The organism is Achromobacter sp. HZ01 (assembly GCF_003267925.1).
Lineage (GTDB): Bacteria > Pseudomonadota > Gammaproteobacteria > Burkholderiales > Burkholderiaceae_B > Achromobacter > Achromobacter pulmonis_A.
In genome coordinates, this window is record NZ_LWKV01000005.1 from 35,917 (window position 1) to 52,915 (window position 16,999).

The following is a 16,999-nucleotide window of genomic DNA, read 5'->3' on the forward strand; positions in this document are numbered from 1 at the left end:
CTCAAGGATGACCCCCATGACAGTTTCCCCTTTGCCCGTCCGCCTGGAAGCGGTGATCTTCGACTGGGCCGGAACGCTGGTCGATTTCGGTTCCTTCGCGCCCACCAAGGTTTTCGTCGATGCGTTCTCCCAGTTCGGCATGGACGTGTCGCTGGAGCAGGCCCGCGGCCCCATGGGCATGGGCAAGTGGGACCACATCCGCACGCTGTGCAACGAGCCTGCCATCGCCAGCCAGTACCAGGAACGCTTCGGCCGCCTGCCCACCGACGATGACGTGACCGCCATCTACGAGCGCTTCCTGCCCATGCAGCTGGAGAAGGTCGCCCAGTATTCCGCGGCCATACCCGGCGCGGCCGAACTGCTGCGCGTGCTGCGCCAGCGCGGCCTGAAGATCGGTTCGTGCTCGGGCTACCCCGACAGCGTCATGCGCCGCGTGGTCGAGCGCGCCGCCGCCGAGGGCCTGGAACCCGATTGCATCGTGGCCAGCGACGACGTGCCGCGCGCCCGTCCGGCGCCCGCCATGGCGCTGAAGAACGTGGTCGAGCTGGGCCTGTCGGACGTGGCCGCCTGCATCAAGGTCGACGACACCGCGCCCGGCATCGAAGAGGGCCGCCGCGCCGGCATGTGGACCGTGGGCCTGCTGCTTTCCGGCAATGCCGCCGGCCTGACCCTGGAGCAGTACCTGAGCCTGGACGAGGCCGGGCGCCAGCAGGTGCGGGCCAGGGCCAGCGCCGAGCTTTCCCCGGCCGCGCCGCACTACCTGATCGACACCGTCGCCGACCTGCCCGGTGTGATCGCCGATATCGAATCCCGCTTGTCGGCAGGCAAGCGTCCCTGACCCTTCACCGCCCCGCGTTCGCTGCACACGGGACCGGCTTGCGCCGGCCCCGCGGGGTTTTGCAGCCTTTTTCCGCCTACCAACGGAGTACTCCATGAATCGCTACAAGCTGCTTGCACTGGCCGCCGCCCTGACGGGCGTGATGGGCGCCGCTTCCGCCGAGACCACCCTGACCGTCTACACGGCGCTGGAAGCCGACCAGATCAAGGCCTACCAGGCCGCCTTCGAAAAGGCCCATCCCGACATCAAGATCCAGTGGGTGCGCGATTCCACGGGCATCATCGCCGCCAAGCTGCTGGCCGAGAAAAGCAATCCCAAGGCCGACGTGATCTGGGGCCTGGCCGGTACGGCCCTGGGCCTGATGGACAAGGAAGGCATGCTGCTGCCGTACGCGCCCAAGGGCCTGGACCAGATCGCGCCCAACATGCGCGACGCCAAGGCCGAGCCTTCGTGGGTCGGCATGGACGGCTACGCCGCCGCCATCTGCTTCAACACCATCGAAGCCGAAAAGCAAAAGCTGCCCAAGCCCACCTCGTGGCAGGACCTGACCAAGCCGGTCTACGCCGGCAAGATCGTGATGCCGAACCCGGCCTCCTCGGGCACGGGCTTCCTGGACGTGAGCGCCTGGCTGCAGATCTTCGGTGAAGAAAAGGGCTGGGCCTATATGGACGCGCTGCACAAGAACATCGGTTCGTACACGCATTCCGGCTCCAAGCCTTGCAACCTGGCCGCCGCCGGCGAATTCCCGATCGGCGTGTCGTTCGACTACCGCGCCGCCAAGCTGAAGGCCGACGGCGCGCCGGTCGAGGCCGTGTTCCCGTCGGAAGGCCTGGGCTGGGAAGTCGAGGCCACCGCCATCGTCAAGGGCACCAAGCACCTCGAGGCCGCCCGCAAGCTGGCCGACTTCTCGGCCAGCCGCGAAGCTAACGAGCTGTACAAGGCCAACTTCGCGGTGCTGGCGATTCCCTCGGTGGCGACCGTCAACCCCAACCTGCCGTCCGACCTGACCAAGCGCATGATCAAGAACGACTTCGTGTGGGCCGCCACGAACCGCGAACGCATCATCGCGGAATGGACCAAGCGCTACGACGGCAAGTCCGAGCCGAAGAAGAAGTAAGCAGCGTTATCGGGGCCGCCGCAAGGGTGGCCCCCAATTCTTTCCAGTGGTCCAGAAATGAAGAACTTTGACGTAATCGTGGTGGGCGCGGGCATGCTGGGCATCGCCCACGCCTGGGCGGCCGCCAAGCGCGGCCTGTCGGTGGCCGTGATCGAGCGCAGCCGCCAGGCGCATGGCGCCACGGTCCGCAATTTCGGCCAGGTGATCGTGACCGGCCAGGCGCCGGGCACGATGCTGTCGCACGCCCAGCAGGCGCGCGAGCTGTGGCTGGACCTGGCGGGCAAGGCGGGCTTCCACGTGCGGGCCAACGGCGCGCTGGTGCTGGCGCGCAACGCCGACGAGGCGGACGTGCTGCAGGAATTCGCCGAAACCCGCATGCGGCAGGAAGGCTATCGCGCCGAACTGCTGTCGGGCCGCGAGGTCGCGCGCCTGTACGGCGGGCGGCTGGCGCATCACTGCGCCGCGCTGCAAGGCCATGACGACCTGCAGATCTATTCGCGCGAGGCGCTGCCGGCGATCACGCGCTACCTGGCCGAGTCGCTGGGCGTCACCTTCATCACCGGCACGCTGGCGCGCGCCGTCGAAGGCGGCCGGGTCTGCACGTCGGCCGGCGAATTCCAGGGCGGGCACGTGTTCGTCTGCCCCGGCCACGATTACCTGACCCTGCTGCCGGAGCTGTTCGCGCCGCTGAACCTGGAGGTCACGCGCCTGCAGATGCTGCGCGCCGCGTTCGAGGCCGATCCCATCGCGCTCGATCGGCCCCTGCTCACTGGCCTATCCTGCGTGCATTACGGCGCGTTCTCCGACCTGCCGTCGGCGCTGGCGCTGCGCGAAGTGATCCAGGCGCGCACGCCCATGCTGCTGGAAAACGGCATCCACCTGCTGATCAGCCCCACGCCCTACGGCGAACTGATCATCGGCGATTCGCACCGCTACGGCCAGGATGCCCCGCCGTTCAACGACGAGGCCGTGGACGACGCGATGCTGGACCTGGCGTCGCAGGCCCTGGGCGCGCGGCTGCGGGTGCTGGAGCGCTGGCAGGGCGTGTACGGCGCGCACGGCCCGGCGCCGTTCTCGGTGATGGCCGTGGATGCGGCCACGACCGTCGCGGTGATGCACTCGGGCGTGGGCATGACGGTGGGGCTGGCCATCGGCGAGCGCGCCGTGGCCGGGACGCTCGGCCGCTGATCCGCGCAGCCCGGCTCACCGGCGAAAAAAAAAAGCCTTGCGGGCAAGCAAGGCTTTTTTGTTTGCACGGCAGGGCCTCAGACCCGGTCCTGCATGATGCGGCGATACCATTCGTGGAAGTGCTGCATGCCGTCTTCCATGGGCGACTGGTAGGGGCCGGTTTCGTTGACGCCGCGCTGCATCAGGGCCTTGCGGCCGGCGTCCATGCGTTCGGCGATCTCGTCGTCCTCGATGGCCGTCTCCATGTAGGCGGCGCGCTGCGCCTCGACGAATTCGCGCTCGAAGGCGGCGATTTCCTCGGGGTAGTAGAACTCGACCACGTTCACGGTTTCCTGCGGGCTCTTGGGATACAGCGTGGAGAGCACCAGCACGTGCGGATACAGCTCGATCATGTGGGTCGGGAAATACGTGACCCAGACCGCGCCGAAATCGGGCGCGTCGCCTTCGCGGAACGCCAGCAGGCGGTCATGCCACTGCTTGTAGACCTCCGAGCCCGGCTGCGCCAGCGCGTTGTGCACGCCGACGCGCTGCAGGCTGTACCAGTCGTTGAACTCCCAGCTCAGGTCGTCGCAGGTGACGAAGCGGCCCAGGCCGGGGTGGAACGGACCGACGTGGTAGTCCTCGAGGTAGACCTCGATGAAGGTCTTCCAGTTGTAGTTGCACTGGTGCACCTCGACGTGGTCCAGCACGTAGTCGCCGAAGTCGAACTCGGGCCGCGCGAACAGCGGCGCCATGTCGGCGGCCGGGTCGCGCGGGCCTTCGAACAGCAGGCCGTGGCAGTCGCGCAGGCGGAACTTCTGCAGGTTCATGCAGGGCGTGGTGTCGAACTGGGGCGCGCCCAACAACTCGCCCTTGTTGTTGTACGTCCAACGGTGCAGCGGGCACACGATGTTGCCGCCGGTCGCCTTCAGGTTGCCCTTGGTATTGCAGTTGCCGGCCACGTTGCCGGCTTCGCCGCCAAGCATCAATGCCTGCCGGTGGCGGCAGACATTTGAGATGAGTTCGACGCCTTGCTGGTTGCGGACCAGCAGGCGACCTCCGTTTTCCTGGACCAGCGTGCGCCAGTCCCCGACCTCGGGCACCAATTTCTGGTGGCCGACGTATTGCGAGGATTGCTTGAAAATGAGTTCTTGCTCGCGGGCAAAGAGGGCTTCGTCAAAATATGCGCTGACGGGTAGCTGGGTGCGAGCTGGCACTACATGTGCCATCCGACCGATGTCGGTCATGATTCCCTCCGCTCGGATAAAAAAGCCAGGACGGTTGAGCTGTCGCCGAGCAGCTTTGCCTGGTGGCTCGCCCGGCGTGCGCGGCAATCTCGTCCGGCCGGGCCTGATGGCCTGGCCAAATCCGCCGCCTGAATTCCGCTGGGCAAGTCCGCCAAGTGAAATCCGCTGGGTGAATTCCGTTCTGGCGCGAAGAAAAATCGGTGTCTGGCCGATCAAATAAGCCGTGAATTGTACCCCAAGGGCCAGACCCGCGCCCGCGATGATACGCAAGCACGGACGAAGTCCTGGCGCCGCAGAATTCAGACCAGTCTGCGGGTGGCTGGATGCCTCCTCAGCAGCCAGCTGCTGGCTGCCGACAATGCGAATACGGCGGCCGCCAGCAGCGGCACCGCCCACGCGTCGCTGCGCGCGCCCGTGATCGCGCCGGCCCGGCGCGCCACGTCCAGGAACAGCGGATGGATCAGGTAGACCCCGAAGGTCAGCGGGGCCAGCGAAGCCAGCCGCGGCAGGCGCGGCGACGACACGATGCACTGGAAGGCCGCCAGCGACATGAACGGGACGGTCAGGCTGAAATAGTCATAGAAATACGTGTCCAGCGTGCGGCTGTTGGACATGGCATACACGCCCAGCGCGGTCGCGGCTACGCTGGCCGCCAGCATCAGGCGCGGACGCGGCACCCGCATCTGGCCGTCGAAGATCAGGCGGCCGGCCACGAAATAGCCCAGATACGGCAGGAACCAGGTCAGGAAGAAGCCGGCGGGCGCGCCCAGCGCGCGGCGGTACAGGGAGTCCAGGATCGCCACGCCCAGGATGCCGACCACCCACAGCGCGCGCGCCCGCGGCGTGCTGCGCGCATACAGCAGGCGGATCAGGGGCGCGAACAGGTACAGCCCCACGATCATGTACAGGTACCACAGGTGGTAATAGGGCTCGCCCTGGGCGACCTTGCGCGGCCAGAACGAAAAATCGATGCGGCCGTCGTCCCACCAGTCCAGCCCGGTGCGCCAGGCCAGGTAGAACAGCGTCCAGAACAGCAGCGGCGCGCAGATCCGCGCCATGCGCCGGCTGTAGAACTGGCGCGCGTCCTGGGGCTTGTCGGGGTCCAGCAGCAGGGCGCCGCTGACCATGACGAAGACGGGCACGCACCAGCGCGCCGCCGAATCGTACAGGTTGGCGGCCAGCCACGCGCCGCCGCCATAGGCGGCGGGATTGCTGACGATCATGGCTGCGCTGTGCAGCAGGACGACGGCCAGGGCCGCCAGCCAGCGCGCAGCGTCCAGCCGTGCATATCTTTCTTCGAGGTACGGCATCGGGCATTCGCTATGGGGTTTGTTTCACCATAGCAGCCGGGCCGGCGGGGCCGGTGTATCCAGGCGTTAGGGCCTGGTAACAGGGGCTGACAACAAGGGTCCGCCCCGTGTATTTACTGCGGCGCCATGTTGGCCTGCTTGACCAGCTGCGCGACGATGGGCTGTTCGCTCGCGATCTGGCGGTCCAGTTCGGCCGGCGTGCCCGAGCGCGGGTCTATGCCCATTTCAAGCATGCGCTTTTTGATCGCCTCGTCCTGCAGCGTCTCGGCCAGGGCCTGGCGCAGCTTGTCCATGGCGGGGGCGGGCGTGCCCTTGGGCGCCACGAAGCTGAACCAGGCGGTCAGGTCGAAATCCGGATAGCCCTGTTCGGCCATGGTGGCCAGTTTGGGCTGGGTGGGCAGGCGCGTGGGGCTGGTGATGGCGAAGACCTTGACCTTGCCCGCGTCGGCCTGCGGCATGCCGGTGGCCACCATGTCGAAGAACAGGTCCACTTCGCCGCTGATGAGCGCCGGCAGGGCCTGGGTGGCGCCCTTGAAGGGCACGTGCAGGATGTCGATGCCGGCGCGCTTCTTGAACAGCTCGCCGGCCAGGTGCGACGAGGTGCCGGGCCCGAACGTGGCGAAGGTCAGCTTGCCCGGGTGCTGCTTGGCGTAGGCCACCACGTCCTGCGTGCCGGCGAAGGGCCGCTTGGGGCTGGACAGCAGCACCAGCGGCCCCACGCCCACCATGCCGATGCGGGCGAAGCTGTCGGGATCGTAGGGCAGGTCCTTGTACAGGTAGCGGTTGGTCACCAGCGTGGAGTTGGTGGCCATCAGGATGGTGTAGCCGTCGGGCGCCTCGCGCGCCACGAACGCCGCGCCGATGGAGGTGCCGGCGCCGGCCTTGTTCTCGACGATCATGGGCTGGCCCAGCGTCTTGGCCATGCGCTCGGCCAGCACCCGGGTCAGCACGTCGGTGGCGCCGCCGGCCGGGAAGGGCGAGATGACCTTGATGGGGCGGGACGGATAGGTGTCGGCCTGGGCGCTCAGTGCGGCGGCGCCGAGGACCAGGGTAGCCAGCAATTTGAAGCTCGTGCGCATCATGTGTTTCCCCTTGGTTCGCGTACGGGTGTGGATGGCCGGCCGCGGGCCCGCTTGTCATCCGGGCCGGCATGCTTTAAATTCCGAACTATGGAATTTTATTTTGTTATTCGAAATAAACTATAAAAACGAAGCGAATAGAAATGCAATCTTTTTCTGACGCCAGGCGTATCGCGCATCCCGCCGCCAAACCCGACGGCAAGGTCGAGCTCAGCCTGCCCGCGCGCCGCAAGCGCGCCGCCGGCGCAGGAGAGGGCGCCAATTCGCCGGACTTCATCACCGCCCTGGCGCGCGGGCTGGAGGTGCTGCGCTGCTTCCGCCACGGCGTGACCGCGCTGGGCAACCTGGACCTGGCGCGGCTGACCGGCCTGCCCAAGCCCACCATCAGCCGCATCACCTACACGCTGACCGAGCTGGGCTATCTGCGCTATCACCCCGACACGGGCAAGTACTCGCCCGGCTACGGCGTGCTGGCGCTGGGCTTCGGCCTGCTGGCCGGCCTGGAGGTGCGCGAACTGGCCAAGGCCTCCATGACGGAGCTGGCCCGCGCCACGGGCGCGGCCGTCGCCCTGGGCGCCTTCGACGGCGACGCCATGACCTACGTCGAGGCCATCCACGGCTCGTCCGCGCTCTATCTGCGCCTGCCGGTCGGCTACCGGGCCAGCCTGGACAGCGCCATGGGGCGGGCCTACCTGGCCAGCCTGCCGGCGCCGGCCTGCGACGAAGCGCTGGCGCGGCTGGGCGAGGCCGCGCCGCCGGCCGCCGCCATCGAGCGCGCCCGCGCGGAACTGCGCGAGTCGGGCTGCTGCTACGCCATCGGCGAGTGGCAGTCGGGCATCCACGCGGCCGCGGTGCCGTTCGCCTCGGTCACGGGCGAGGGCGTGTTCGTCATGAGCTGCGGCGGCCCGGCCGGCCTGCTGCCCGAGGCGCAGCTGCGCACGCAGGTGGCGCCCCTGCTGCGCGCCGCCGTCGCGGGGCTGGCCGGAACCCCCGCCTGAAATGCGTGCCGCGACAGGGTTTGGGTATCTCGTACAATTCACGGATTGATCCACCCCTAGCGTCCTCGGAGACCCGTTTGGCCCACTCCCCACAAGCCGACCCGCAGGTCGATGACTCCTCCTTGCCCCAGGATTTCGAAACGGCGCTGGCCGAACTCGAAGCGCTGGTCGCGGCCATGGAAGACGGGTCGTTGCCGCTCGAGCAATCGCTGGCCGCCTACAAGCGCGGCGTGGCGCTCACGCGGGTCTGCCAGGAGCGTCTGGCGCAGGCCGAGCAGCAGGTGAAGGTCCTGGAGGGCGACCTGCTGCGCCCGCTGGACCCGGCGGCGCTGGATGACGAATAAGAACCGATGAAGCAAATACAACTCCCCTTCCCGGAGTGGCTGCAGGGGCGCGTGCGGCACGTCGAAGACGTGCTGGACGATCTGCTGCCGCCCGCGGACGCGCTGCCGGCGCGCCTGCACGAAGCCATGCGCTACGCCGTCCTCGGCGGCGGCAAGCGGGTGCGGGCCGCGCTGGTCTATGCGGCGGGGCAGGCCTGCCCGGTCAGCGGCAGCGTCCTCGCCATCGAGGCTTCGCTGGACCGCGCCGCCGCGGCGGTCGAACTGATCCACGCCTATTCGCTGGTGCACGACGACCTGCCCTGCATGGACGACGACACGCTGCGCCGCGGCCGGCCCACCACCCACGTGCAGTTCGACGAGGCCACCGCCATGCTGGCCGGCGACGCGCTGCAGCCGCTGGCGTTCGACCTGCTGGCTTCCATGCCGATCGCGCCGGCGCTCATCGTGCAGGCGACTCAGTCGCTGGCGCGCGCCGCCGGCAGCCAGGGCATGGCGGGCGGCCAGGCCATCGACCTGTTCAGCGTCGGGCGCGCGCTGTCGCGCGACGAGCTCCAGACCATGCACAGCATGAAGACGGGCGCCATGCTCGCGTGCAGTGTGGCGCTGGGCGGCATCGTGGCGGGCGCCAGTTCGGCCACGCGCCAGGCGCTGGACGCCTATGCGCAGGCCGTGGGCCTGGCGTTCCAGGTGGTCGACGACATCCTCGACGTCACCGCCGACAGCGCCAGCCTGGGCAAGACGCCGGGCAAGGACGCGGCCGAGAACAAGCCCACCTACGTATCGCTGCTCGGGCTTGACGAGGCGCGGGCATTTGCTGAAGCATTGCGCGAGGACGCGCTGGCCGCGCTGGCGCCGCTGGGCGAGGGAGGCAAGCGCCTGGCCGAGCTGGCCGACTTCATCGTCCTTCGGGACCGCTGAGCCGAGACTAGCCCGGACGGCAGGCAGTCCGGGCCAACGAACCGAATAAAAGCATGACGACAGATTTACTGGACCGCATTCAATCCCCGGCAGACCTCAAGCGCCTGGATCGCCGCGAGCTGAAAAAGCTTGCCGACGAGCTGCGGGGCTTCGTGCTGGAATCGGTATCCAAAACGGGCGGACACCTGTCGTCCAACCTGGGCACCGTCGAGCTCACGCTGGCGCTGCATCAGGTGTTCGACACGCCCCATGACCGCATCGTCTGGGACGTGGGCCACCAGTCCTATCCCCACAAGATCCTGACCGGCCGCCGCGCCGGCATGGCCCGCCTGCGCCAGCAGGGCGGCATCTCGGGCTTTCCCAAGCGCAGCGAGTCCGAGTACGACGCCTTCGGCACCGCGCACTCGTCGACCTCCATCTCGGCTGCGCTTGGCATGGCGGTGGCCTCGCGCAACGCCGGCGTGCAGCGCCAGCACATCGCCGTCATCGGCGACGGCGCGATGTCGGCCGGCATGGCCTTCGAAGCCATGAACAACGCCGGCGTCACGCCCAACATCAACCTGCTGGTGATCCTGAACGACAACGACATGTCGATCTCGCCGCCGGTCGGGGCGCTGAACCGCTACCTGGCCCGCCTGATGTCGGGCCGCTTCTACGCGGCGGCCAAGAACGTCGGCCGCGCGGTGCTGCAGCACGTGCCGCCGGTTCTTGAACTGGCGCGCCGCTTCGAGGAACACGCCAAGGGCATGGTCACGCCGGCCACGCTGTTCGAGGAATTCGGCTTCAACTACGTCGGCCCCATCGACGGCCACGACCTGGACGCGCTGGTGCCGACCCTGCAGAACCTCAAGGCCCTGCAAGGCCTGCAGTTCCTGCACGTGGTGACGCGCAAGGGGCAAGGCTACAAGCTGGCCGAGGCCGACCCGGTGCTGTATCACGGCCCGGGCAAGTTCGACCCGGCCGTCGGCATCCAGCAGTCCAAGGCGCCCGGCAAGCGCACCTTCACTCAGGTGTTCGGCCAGTGGCTGTGCGACATGGCCGAGCAGGACACCCGCCTGGTCGCCATCACGCCGGCCATGCGCGAAGGCAGCGGGCTGGTGGAATTCGAAAAGCGCTTCCCGCAGCGCTATTTCGACGTCGGCATCGCCGAGCAGCACGCCGTGACCTTCGCCGCCGGCATCGCCTGTGAAGGCCAGAAGCCGGTGGTCGCGATCTACTCCACCTTCCTGCAGCGCGGCTACGACCAGTTCATCCACGACGTCGCCCTGCAGAACCTGGACGTCACCTTCGCGCTGGACCGCGCCGGCATCGTCGGCGCCGACGGCGCCACCCATGCCGGCAACTACGACATCGCGTTCCTGCGCTGCGTGCCGAACATGGTGGTGGCCACGCCTTCGGACGAAAACGAAACGCGCCTGCTGCTGTCGACCTGTTACCAGTATCCCGGCCCCGCATCGGTGCGCTATCCGCGCGGCGCGGGCTGCGGCGCCGAGCCCGCGCCCGGCCTGGACACCGTCGAGCTGGGCCGCGGCGTGGTGCGCCGCGAGGGCGCCCGCATCGCCATCCTGGGTTTCGGCACGCTGGTGCAGGCCGCGCTGGGCGCGGCCGAGAAACTGGACGCGACCGTCGCCGACATGCGCTTCGTCAAGCCCATCGACCGCGATCTGGTGCTGGACCTGGCGGCTCGCCACGATGCATTGGTCACGATCGAGGACGCCTCCGTCATGGGCGGGGCCGGCAGCGCGGTGCTGGAAACGCTGAGCGCCGCCGGGGTGCAGATTCCGGTGCTGCAGCTGGGCCTGCCCGACGAATTCATCGACCACGGCGAGCAGTCGGCGCTGCTGGCCGGCATCGGCCTGGACGCGGCCGGCATCGAACGCTCGATCCGCGCGCGCTACGCCGACCTGCTGGGCTGAAGCCCGGCCCGCGGACCGGGGCGGCATGCCCGGGTCCGCGGATGAAACACTCTGTTCCGGCCCCGTCAACCTACCCGGCAAAGGGTTTTCACTGGCGAATGCGGCCTTATGGGCGATAATGGCCCCCTTCATCTAGATTCCCAGGCTCCCAGCATATTGACGGCTGTACGCCTGGACAGGTAAGCCGAAATGAATTCTCCGATCGACCCCGCCATCGTGATGCCCGACGTCCAGAGCTCGGCGGACACCCGGCACATCCCGATCCAGCGCGTGGGTATCCGTGGCGTGCGCCACCCCATGCTGATCCAGGGCGGCGATGGCGCGCCCCAGGGCACCGTGGCCAACTGGACCCTGACCGTGGCGCTGCCCGCCGAAGAAAAGGGGACGCACATGTCCCGCTTCGTGGCGCTGCTGGAAAAATACCGCAGCACCCCCATGACGCCGGCCCTGTTCCGCGCCATGGCGGCCGACATGCTGCCGCTGCTGCACGCCGAGCGCGGCGACATCACGGCGGCCTTCCCGTACTTCATCAACAAGTCCGCCCCGATCTCCGGCGTGCAGAGCCTGCTGGACTACGAAGTCCAGTGGATCGCCCGCGCCCAGGGCGCGGAGGTCGAGTTCGAACTGGTCGTGCAGGTGCCCGTCACCAGCCTCTGTCCGTGCTCCAAGGCCATTTCCGAATACGGCGCGCACAACCAGCGCTCGCACGTCACCGTCTCGGCCATCCTGGACGGCGACCTGAGCATGGACAGCGTTATCCGCCTGATCGAAGAAGAGGGCTCGTGCGAACTGTGGGGCCTGCTCAAGCGCCCCGACGAGAAGTTCGTCACCGAACGCGCCTACGACAATCCCAAGTTCGTCGAGGACCTGGTGCGCGACGTGGCGGCCCGCCTGAACGCCCATCCCGGCATCGCGCGCTACCGCGTCGAGGCCGAGAACTTCGAATCGATCCACAACCACTCGGCCTACGCCGTCGTCGAAGGCTGAGCCTGCCGTGCGCCATCCGGCGGCCCACGACTGGCCGCTCATTGCGCGGCTGCAGGGCTGGGAATCGCGGCTGGCCGGCAACCTGGCCGGCCGCGGCCGTTTCGGCGTCGCGCTCTACGAGTTCTTCCGCTTCGGCGTGAAACAGGCCTGGGCCTGCCTGTTCGGCGGCCTGATGTGCGCGCTGCTCCTGGCGACCTACTGGTGGTACCCCAAGGACGTCTGGCTGGCCCGCTACGACTTCCTGACCCTGGCCGCGCTGGGCATCCAGGCGGCGCTGCTCGCGCTGCGCCTGGAAACCTGGAGCGAGGCCCGCGTGATCCTGATGTTCCATGTGGTGGGCACGGCGATGGAACTGTTCAAGACCGCGGCCGGCTCCTGGATCTATCCCGAGGCCAGCGTGCTGCGCATCGGCGGCGTGCCGCTGTTCACGGGCTTCATGTACGCGGCCGTCGGCAGCTATCTGGCGCGGGTCTGGCGCCTGTTCGACTTCCGCTTCCGGGCGCATCCGCCGCTGCCGGCCACGCTGGCGCTGTCGACGCTGATCTACGTGAACTTCTTCGCCCACCATTTCATCGCCGACTTCAGGCTGCTGCTGTTCGCGCTGACGGCGGTGCTGTTCGCCCGCTGCTGGGTGTACTTCCGGATCTGGCGCGACTACCGCCGCATGCCGCTGCTGCTGGGATTCACGCTGGTGGCGCTGTTCATCTGGCTCGCCGAGAACATCGGCACCTTCGCCCATGCCTGGCGCTACCCGAACCAGGCGGCCGGCTGGGAGTGGGTGTCCATCGCCAAGCTGGGCTCGTGGTTTCTGCTCATGATCATCAGCTACGTGATGGTCAGCGTGGTCAACCGGCCGCGGGAAATCGAGGCGGCCGACGCCGGTCCGGCCGCCGCCGCTGTCGGTGAAATGGCCCGTCCCTGATTGTTCACAGCAGGGCGGCTTGATTCCAGCCGCCCAATCGGCGATAATCGAGAGCTTTCTTGCTCGACCGCTGGGTTGGTTTTAAAAAACCCCTGGCAGCGGGCTGCCCCTTGCGGGCCGGCATATCCCTTTTTTTGAAAGAAAAAAAGCCTTCGTGGTGGAAAGCGCGGAGGTGCGGAAGTGGGGGTTACCGGCCAGCGAGACATCCTCAAGGAGTTTTACTCATGCGTCACTACGAAGTAGTGTTTATCGTTCACCCCGACCAGAGCGAGCAAGTGCCCGCCATGGTCGAGCGTTACCAAACGCTGGTCACGGGTCAAGGCGGCACCGTCCACCGCCTGGAAGACTGGGGTCGCCGTCAACTGGCCTACCCGATCCAGAAGCTCGTCAAGGCTCACTACGTCTGCCTGAACATCGAGTGCGGCCAAGCCACGCTGGATGAGCTGGAACACTCGTTCCGCTACAACGACGCCGTGCTGCGCCACCTGGTCATCAAGACCAAGAAGGCCCAGACCGCTCCCTCGATCATGATGAAGTCGGTCGAGCGCGAAGAAGCCCGCAAGGCTTCGGCGGAAGCGGCCGCGGCTCAGGCCGAGTAAGCAGGGCTCACGCAGAGCTCGTTCCATCTGGTCCCCCCGGTGCCTGGCAGGATGAACAAACTGGAACTCAGCGCCCGCGTTCTCGAATGCGAGCCTTTGCGCCACACTCCCGCCGGATTGCCAGCGCTGGAAATGCTGCTGGCGCACGAGTCCGAAGTCATCGAAGCCGGCCTTGCGCGCCGTGTGGAACTGACGATCGCGGCCGTGGCGTTGGGCGATCTGGCGCTGCTGTTGAAGGACACCGCCTTAGGGTCCGAATTGCTGGTGCAGGGGTTTCTGGCCCCCGTGCGCAAGGACTCGGTGAAACTCAAGCTGCATCTGCAGCAGGCGCGCAGGATAGCCGGCAGCGCAGGGCGCGACCCGCTGGTGGCCTGAAGGGAATGAGCAAGGGGCGCGATGAGCGCCTTCTGAAAACGGATAGGTTATGGGGATGCGGGCAAGGCCCGGCCCCTCAAACAAAGAGGCACATATCATGGCTTTCTTCGGAAAACGCAAGGAAAAACGCAAATTCACGCAGCAGAACCCGCTCTTCAAGCGCCGCAAGTTCTGCCGCTTCACCGCCGCCGGCGTGGAAGAGATCGACTACAAGGATCTGGACACCCTGCGCGACTTCGTGCAAGAAAACGGCAAGATCATCCCGGCTCGCCTGACCGGCACCAAGGCAATCTACCAGCGCCAGCTGGACACCGCCATCAAGCGCGCGCGCTTCCTGGCCCTGTTGCCTTACACCGATAACCACAACTAATCCGGGGCACTGAAATGCAAGTTATTCTGCTCGAAAAAGTCGTCAACCTGGGTAACCTCGGCGAAGTCGTGCGCGTGCGCGATGGCTACGCCCGTAACTTCCTGATCCCCCAGAAGAAGGCCCGTCGCGCAACCGACGCCGCCATGAAGGAATTCGAAGCCCGCCGCGCCGAGCTGGAAAAGGCCCAGGCTGAAAAGCTGGCCGCCGCTCAAGCCCTGGGCGAGCGCCTGTCCGGCTTCCAGCTGAAGGTCGTCCAGAAGGCCGGCGTCGACGGCCGCCTGTTCGGCTCGGTCACCAACGCCGACGTCGCCGACGGCCTGCGCAAGGCTGGCTTCGACGCCGTCGAAAAGGCCCAGGTCCGCATGCCCAACGGCCAGCTGAAGTCGGTCGGCGAGTTCCCGGCCCAGATCGCCCTGCACGCCGACGTGCTGGTCGACGTGACGGTTCTGGTCGAAGGCGAACTGTCCTAAGCCGGTACCGCAGTGACAAAAAGCCGGCCCGCGCGCCGGCTTTTTTTTTCCCGGCGCGAACCTTTCCTCAGAGGCCTTTTTTGACCCAGCCACCCGTTCACCAGAACGCCCCTGCCGGCCTGCGAGCCTGGCTCGACAGCGTGGATGCATCGCGTGAACCGTCGGTGCGGGACGTGACCATAGACGGCGTGCGCTGCATCATCAAGCGCCGCCGGCCCAGCCTGGGCCGGGGCCTGGGCTACGTGGCGCGCTATGTCCGCGCCCTGTTCCTGGGTGTGGGCTGCAAGCTGTTCCTGGGGGAGTTTCCGTGCCCCGGCGTGCTGCTGCGCAACGGCCTGGCGCACGAGTCGCAGCGCCTTGCGCAGCTGCTGCAGGCCGGCTGCCGGGTGCCCGAAGTGTGGTGGCAGGAGCAGGATCTGCTCGTGCTGGAATACGTGGGCGAGGACCTGGCCGACCTGATCCGCAACGAGGATTCCACCGCGCGGCTGTGGCTGGCGCGCGCGGCGGCGGCCGACCTGGCCGCGTTCCATGTGCGCGGCATGTGGCACGGCGGCGCGCAGATCCGCAACGTGACGTTGCGCGACGGCGAGCTGTGGCGCATCGATTTCGAAGAAAACATAGGCTCGACCCTGTCGCGCCCGCTGGCCCAGGCCTATGATCTGTTCCAGATGCTGGCCTCGCTGGCGTCGCTGCGCAAGCTGCCGGACGACGACGCCCGCACGCTGGGTAAACTGGCGCTCCAGGTCTACTTCGAACACAATCCGGACCCCGAAGTCAGGGCCCGCCTGACGCGGCTGGCGCGGCTTCTGTGCAGCATCGCCGCGCCCCTGCGCGCCGTGCTGGCGCGCCTGCCCTCGCGCGATGTACAAGGGTTCTTCCGCGTCGCGGACATCCTGCAGCCGTTACTATTGAAGCCATGAACACACCCGCCGATTCCCAGCTCGAATACCTGCGCGTTCCTCCCCATTCCATCGAGGCGGAACAATCGGTCCTGGGCGGCCTGCTGCTGGACAACGCGGCCTGGGACCGCATCGCCGACGTGCTGGTCGAAGAAGACTTCTACCGCCACGACCACCGGCTGATCTGGCACCACATCGCCCGCCTGATCGGGCTGGCGCGCCCGGCCGACGTCATCACCGTGCACGAGTCGCTGGTCAGCGCCGGCAAGGCCGAGGACGCCGGCGGCCTGGCCTACCTGAACGCGCTGGCGCACAACACGCCGTCGGCCGCCAACATCCGCCGCTACGGCGAAATCGTGCGCGAGCGCGCCATGCTGCGCAAGCTGGTGTCGATTGCCGACGAAATCTCCTCGGCCGCCATGAACCCGCAGGGCAAGGAAGCGCGCCAGCTGCTGGACGAGGCCGAGTCCAAGGTATTCCAGATCGCCCAGGAAGGCGCGCGCGGCGCCGCCGGCTTCCAGGAGATCCAGCCGCTGCTGACCCAGGTGGTCGAGCGCATCGACGAGCTCTACCACCGCGAAAGCACGTCCGACGTGACCGGCGTGCCCACCGGCTTCACCGACCTGGACAAGATGACCTCGGGCATGCAGGGCGGCGACCTCATCATCGTGGCCGGCCGCCCGTCCATGGGCAAGACCTCGTTCTCCATGAACATCGGCGAGCACGTGGCCATCGAGGAAGGGCTGCCGGTGGCGGTGTTCTCCATGGAAATGGGCGCGGTGCAGCTGGCGATGCGTATGCTGGGTTCGGTCGGCCTGCTCGACCAGCACCGCATGCGTACCGGCAAGCTCATCGCCGAGGACTGGCCGCGCGTGACCCACGCGGTCCAGCTCATGCAGGACGCCCAGGTCTACATCGACGAGTCCCCCGCGCTCAGCCCCATGGAAGTGCGGGCGCGTGCGCGCCGTCTGGCGCGCCAGTGCGGCCAGCTCGGCCTCATCATCATCGACTACCTGCAGCTCATGTCGGGCAACGGCTCGGGCGAGAACCGGGCCACCGAAGTGTCGGAAATCAGCCGTTCGCTCAAGGGCCTGGCCAAGGAGCTCAACTGTCCGCTGATCGCGCTGTCGCAGTTGAACCGCAGCTTGGAACAGCGTCCCAACAAGCGTCCCGTGATGAGCGACCTGCGCGAATCCGGCGCCATCGAACAGGACGCGGACGTGATCCTGTTCATCTACCGCGACGAGGTCTACAACCCCGATTCGCCGGACAAGGGCACGGCCGAGATCATCATCGGCAAGCAGCGTAACGGCCCCATCGGCACGGTGCGCCTGACCTTCCAGGGATCGAGCACGCGCTTCTTGAACTTCTCCGGCGCGCAGCCGCGCGACATGTACTGATCCTCCGCACCAACAAAAAACGCGCCTCGGGCGCGTTTTCGTT

The 16,999-nt window shown here is 67.3% G+C and carries 18 protein-coding genes; 15 read left to right on the forward strand and 3 right to left on the reverse strand.

Translation table 11 applies throughout. The annotated features are described in order from the left end of the window. Positions 1-7 precede the first annotated feature (7 nt). From phnX to A6B37_RS22850, 3 genes are all read left to right on the forward strand, one after another. On the forward strand, positions 8-838 hold the full coding sequence (gene phnX, locus A6B37_RS22840; protein WP_111827005.1) for a phosphonoacetaldehyde hydrolase: 831 nt from the start codon (positions 8-10) through the stop codon (positions 836-838). A gap of 94 nt (positions 839-932) precedes the next feature. Beyond that, entirely contained in the window at positions 933-1,955 is a 1,023-nt protein-coding gene (locus A6B37_RS22845; protein ID WP_111827006.1) for a putative 2-aminoethylphosphonate ABC transporter substrate-binding protein, read from the forward strand. Positions 1,956-2,012: 57 nt separating this feature from the next. Then, entirely contained in the window at positions 2,013-3,143 is a 1,131-nt protein-coding gene (locus tag A6B37_RS22850) for a TIGR03364 family FAD-dependent oxidoreductase (protein ID WP_111827007.1), read from the forward strand. Positions 3,144-3,220: 77 nt separating this feature from the next. Here A6B37_RS22850 and A6B37_RS22855 read toward each other — a convergent pair whose 3' ends face one another. The 3 genes from A6B37_RS22855 to A6B37_RS22865 form a co-directional block, all read right to left on the reverse strand. Next, complete coding sequence (locus A6B37_RS22855; RefSeq protein WP_102774792.1) at positions 3,221-4,369, reverse strand: aromatic ring-hydroxylating dioxygenase subunit alpha; 1,149 nt, start codon at positions 4,367-4,369, stop codon at positions 3,221-3,223. A gap of 299 nt (positions 4,370-4,668) precedes the next feature. Next, positions 4,669-5,679: an acyltransferase family protein gene (locus A6B37_RS22860; protein WP_102774791.1), complete on the reverse strand. Its 1,011-nt coding sequence runs from the start codon at positions 5,677-5,679 to the stop codon at positions 4,669-4,671. Positions 5,680-5,792: 113 nt separating this feature from the next. Continuing rightward, positions 5,793-6,761 carry a tripartite tricarboxylate transporter substrate binding protein gene (locus tag A6B37_RS22865; RefSeq protein WP_102774790.1) on the reverse strand — a complete coding sequence of 323 codons (969 nt, stop codon included), beginning with the start codon at positions 6,759-6,761 and terminating at the stop codon, positions 5,793-5,795. A gap of 140 nt (positions 6,762-6,901) precedes the next feature. Here A6B37_RS22865 and A6B37_RS22870 point away from each other — a divergent pair, with 140 nt between their 5' ends. The 12 genes from A6B37_RS22870 to A6B37_RS22925 all read left to right on the forward strand — a co-directional run bounded on the left by A6B37_RS22870 (position 6,902) and on the right by A6B37_RS22925 (position 16,956). After that, entirely contained in the window at positions 6,902-7,756 is an 855-nt protein-coding gene (locus A6B37_RS22870; protein WP_102774789.1) for an IclR family transcriptional regulator, read from the forward strand. Positions 7,757-7,833: 77 nt separating this feature from the next. Next, positions 7,834-8,100 carry an exodeoxyribonuclease VII small subunit gene (locus A6B37_RS22875; RefSeq protein ID WP_102774788.1) on the forward strand — a complete coding sequence of 89 codons (267 nt, stop codon included), beginning with the start codon at positions 7,834-7,836 and terminating at the stop codon, positions 8,098-8,100. A 6-nt stretch (positions 8,101-8,106) separates the two neighbouring features. Continuing rightward, a complete protein-coding gene (locus tag A6B37_RS22880) occupies positions 8,107-9,018 on the forward strand; it encodes a polyprenyl synthetase family protein (RefSeq protein ID WP_111827008.1) in 912 nt (303 codons plus the stop codon). A 53-nt stretch (positions 9,019-9,071) separates the two neighbouring features. Continuing rightward, complete coding sequence (gene dxs, locus A6B37_RS22885) at positions 9,072-10,934, forward strand: 1-deoxy-D-xylulose-5-phosphate synthase (RefSeq protein ID WP_111827009.1); 1,863 nt, start codon at positions 9,072-9,074, stop codon at positions 10,932-10,934. Positions 10,935-11,123: 189 nt separating this feature from the next. Then, positions 11,124-11,921, forward strand: a complete 798-nt coding sequence (gene folE2 / locus A6B37_RS22890; protein WP_102774786.1) for a GTP cyclohydrolase FolE2 — start codon at positions 11,124-11,126, stop codon at positions 11,919-11,921. Between the two features lie 7 nt (positions 11,922-11,928). Continuing rightward, positions 11,929-12,843 carry a DUF817 domain-containing protein gene (locus tag A6B37_RS22895; RefSeq protein WP_102774785.1) on the forward strand — a complete coding sequence of 305 codons (915 nt, stop codon included), beginning with the start codon at positions 11,929-11,931 and terminating at the stop codon, positions 12,841-12,843. A 224-nt stretch (positions 12,844-13,067) separates the two neighbouring features. After that, positions 13,068-13,442: a 30S ribosomal protein S6 gene (gene rpsF / locus A6B37_RS22900; RefSeq protein ID WP_102774784.1), complete on the forward strand. Its 375-nt coding sequence runs from the start codon at positions 13,068-13,070 to the stop codon at positions 13,440-13,442. A 51-nt stretch (positions 13,443-13,493) separates the two neighbouring features. Continuing rightward, entirely contained in the window at positions 13,494-13,817 is a 324-nt protein-coding gene (gene priB, locus A6B37_RS22905; RefSeq protein ID WP_102774783.1) for a primosomal replication protein N, read from the forward strand. A 97-nt stretch (positions 13,818-13,914) separates the two neighbouring features. Next, positions 13,915-14,187, forward strand: coding sequence for a 30S ribosomal protein S18 (gene rpsR, locus A6B37_RS22910; protein WP_006218308.1), 273 nt, complete (start codon positions 13,915-13,917; stop codon positions 14,185-14,187). Positions 14,188-14,201: 14 nt separating this feature from the next. Further along, positions 14,202-14,657, forward strand: a complete 456-nt coding sequence (gene rplI / locus A6B37_RS22915) for a 50S ribosomal protein L9 (protein WP_102774782.1) — start codon at positions 14,202-14,204, stop codon at positions 14,655-14,657. Positions 14,658-14,737: 80 nt separating this feature from the next. Beyond that, entirely contained in the window at positions 14,738-15,577 is an 840-nt protein-coding gene (locus A6B37_RS22920) for a hypothetical protein (protein WP_111827010.1), read from the forward strand. Further along, complete coding sequence (locus A6B37_RS22925; protein ID WP_006388372.1) at positions 15,574-16,956, forward strand: replicative DNA helicase; 1,383 nt, start codon at positions 15,574-15,576, stop codon at positions 16,954-16,956. Before A6B37_RS22920 ends, A6B37_RS22925 begins: the two co-directional genes overlap by 4 nt. The last annotated feature ends 43 nt before the right edge of the window (positions 16,957-16,999 follow it).

What these genes read in the sequence shown, in the direction of transcription:
- phnX (WP_111827005.1), top strand. Translation starts at nt 8, where the DNA reads ATGACCCCCATGACAGTTTCCCCTTTGCCCGTCCGCCTGGAAGCGGTG.
- A6B37_RS22845 (WP_111827006.1), top strand. Translation starts at nt 933, where the DNA reads ATGAATCGCTACAAGCTGCTTGCACTGGCCGCCGCCCTGACGGGCGTG.
- A6B37_RS22850 (WP_111827007.1), top strand. Translation starts at nt 2,013, where the DNA reads ATGAAGAACTTTGACGTAATCGTGGTGGGCGCGGGCATGCTGGGCATC.
- A6B37_RS22855 (WP_102774792.1), bottom strand. Translation starts at nt 4,369, where the DNA reads ATGACCGACATCGGTCGGATGGCACATGTAGTGCCAGCTCGCACCCAG.
- A6B37_RS22860 (WP_102774791.1), bottom strand. Translation starts at nt 5,679, where the DNA reads ATGCCGTACCTCGAAGAAAGATATGCACGGCTGGACGCTGCGCGCTGG.
- A6B37_RS22865 (WP_102774790.1), bottom strand. Translation starts at nt 6,761, where the DNA reads ATGATGCGCACGAGCTTCAAATTGCTGGCTACCCTGGTCCTCGGCGCC.
- A6B37_RS22870 (WP_102774789.1), top strand. Translation starts at nt 6,902, where the DNA reads ATGCAATCTTTTTCTGACGCCAGGCGTATCGCGCATCCCGCCGCCAAA.
- A6B37_RS22880 (WP_111827008.1), top strand. Translation starts at nt 8,107, where the DNA reads ATGAAGCAAATACAACTCCCCTTCCCGGAGTGGCTGCAGGGGCGCGTG.
- dxs (WP_111827009.1), top strand. Translation starts at nt 9,072, where the DNA reads ATGACGACAGATTTACTGGACCGCATTCAATCCCCGGCAGACCTCAAG.
- folE2 (WP_102774786.1), top strand. Translation starts at nt 11,124, where the DNA reads ATGAATTCTCCGATCGACCCCGCCATCGTGATGCCCGACGTCCAGAGC.
- rpsF (WP_102774784.1), top strand. Translation starts at nt 13,068, where the DNA reads ATGCGTCACTACGAAGTAGTGTTTATCGTTCACCCCGACCAGAGCGAG.
- priB (WP_102774783.1), top strand. Translation starts at nt 13,494, where the DNA reads ATGAACAAACTGGAACTCAGCGCCCGCGTTCTCGAATGCGAGCCTTTG.
- rpsR (WP_006218308.1), top strand. Translation starts at nt 13,915, where the DNA reads ATGGCTTTCTTCGGAAAACGCAAGGAAAAACGCAAATTCACGCAGCAG.
- rplI (WP_102774782.1), top strand. Translation starts at nt 14,202, where the DNA reads ATGCAAGTTATTCTGCTCGAAAAAGTCGTCAACCTGGGTAACCTCGGC.
- A6B37_RS22925 (WP_006388372.1), top strand. Translation starts at nt 15,574, where the DNA reads ATGAACACACCCGCCGATTCCCAGCTCGAATACCTGCGCGTTCCTCCC.